Raw genomic sequence first — 1,444 nt, forward strand, 5'->3', positions numbered from 1 at the left:
AAAGACTGAGGCTAGACAACTAGGGCTTTTTTCAAGCCCCCACTTCAAAACGTGTTAGCGTTTAAGTAGCGGGTAGTTGACACTCCTTCTTAATTTGATCAAGCGTTCCTTCTTCTGTAATTAAACGATATGCCGTGCAAGCTAATGCTTTTGCTGATGTAATTAACGCTTTGTCTCCAAGTTCGGAACGCGCTGCTTCTCTAAATTCATTCGTATGTGCAATTAAATCATCTGGACCAATTTTGATATAAGGGTGAATTGTTGGTACAACTTGACTTACATTTCCTGCATCTGTTGAGCTGATGCCCCATCGCTCTTTTCGGTTTACTTCTTCACCGAATTGTTCTAACTCCTCAGCAACCACTTCATTAAATGTCTTCGTCACTAGCAGCTCATCAATTTCGTTTTGAAACTGATTAATTTTTACTGTTGTCCCTGTTGCGAGTGCAGCTCCCTTCGCAATATTTCGTACCTTTTCTGTTACTTCAGCACATCTCTTCCGTGTTGCTGCGCGAATGAAGAAACGCGCTGCTGCGTAATCCGGAATAATATTAGGTGCTTTTCCTCCTTCTGTAATGACGCCATGAATTTTCACATCTGATGGAAGCTGTTGACGCAGTGCGTTAATGCCATTGTAAAGTTGAATAATCGCATCTAATGCATTAATTCCTTCTTCTGGTGACGCTGCTGCATGAGCAGACTTTCCATAAAAATGAAAATCAAGTGGATCAACTGCTAGTGACGGACTTGTCGTTGCTGTTTTCCCGCTAGGATGGATCATAAGCGCTGCATCAATATTGTTAAATAAACCCGCTTTCACATAACTAGCTTTTGCACTTCCATTTGGCCCGCCTTCTTCTGCCGGTGTTCCAAATACAATAATTTCGCCGCCAATTTCTGCAAGCGTCTCCGATAAAGCAATCGCTGCTGCAACGCTAATTGTCCCAATCAAATTGTGACCGCATGCATGGCCTAGTCCAGGCAAAGCGTCGTACTCCGCTAAAAAGGCAATTGCGGGTCCTTGTTTTCCTGAACTTTTCCGTGCGACAAACCCTGTTTCATGCCCTGCTATATTATGCTGCAGCTGAAAACCTGCACTTCCTAACAATAAACTTAATGTTCTAGATGCAAAGAATTCTTGGTTACCAATTTCAGGGTTCGCATGAATATCATGACTTGTTTTTACATACTTTTCTTTATTTCTTTCTATACTTTCAATAATGGCATTACGGTGTGACGTTACTTGTTTTGTCCCCATTTCTCTTATTCCTCCTTTAAATGTACACATAAAAAAGCCTCTTTCTAAAAGATAGAAAGAGGCTTGAAATACAAATTTAAAAATGGCCCTCTTTCTTATCTTTCAAGTTTTTCACTTGCTGGAATTGGCACAGTATTCATATTGAATCCGCTGCCGAGGCTTCATAGGGCCAGTCCCTCCACCTCT

General features: G+C 41.4%; 1 protein-coding gene and 1 riboswitch. The gene reads right to left on the minus strand.

From position 1 onward, the window contains the following. Positions 1–61 precede the first annotated feature (61 nt). Positions 62–1,258, minus strand: coding sequence for a M20 family metallopeptidase (locus tag COO03_RS23265; RefSeq protein ID WP_097899383.1), 1,197 nt, complete (start codon positions 1,256–1,258; stop codon positions 62–64). A gap of 92 nt (positions 1,259–1,350) precedes the next feature. Then, a riboswitch (SAM riboswitch) is annotated at positions 1,351–1,444 on the minus strand. This riboswitch is flagged as partial in the annotation.

The sequence above is a fragment of the Bacillus sp. AFS098217 genome, from assembly GCF_002551815.1.
Lineage (GTDB): Bacteria > Bacillota > Bacilli > Bacillales > Bacillaceae_G > Bacillus_A.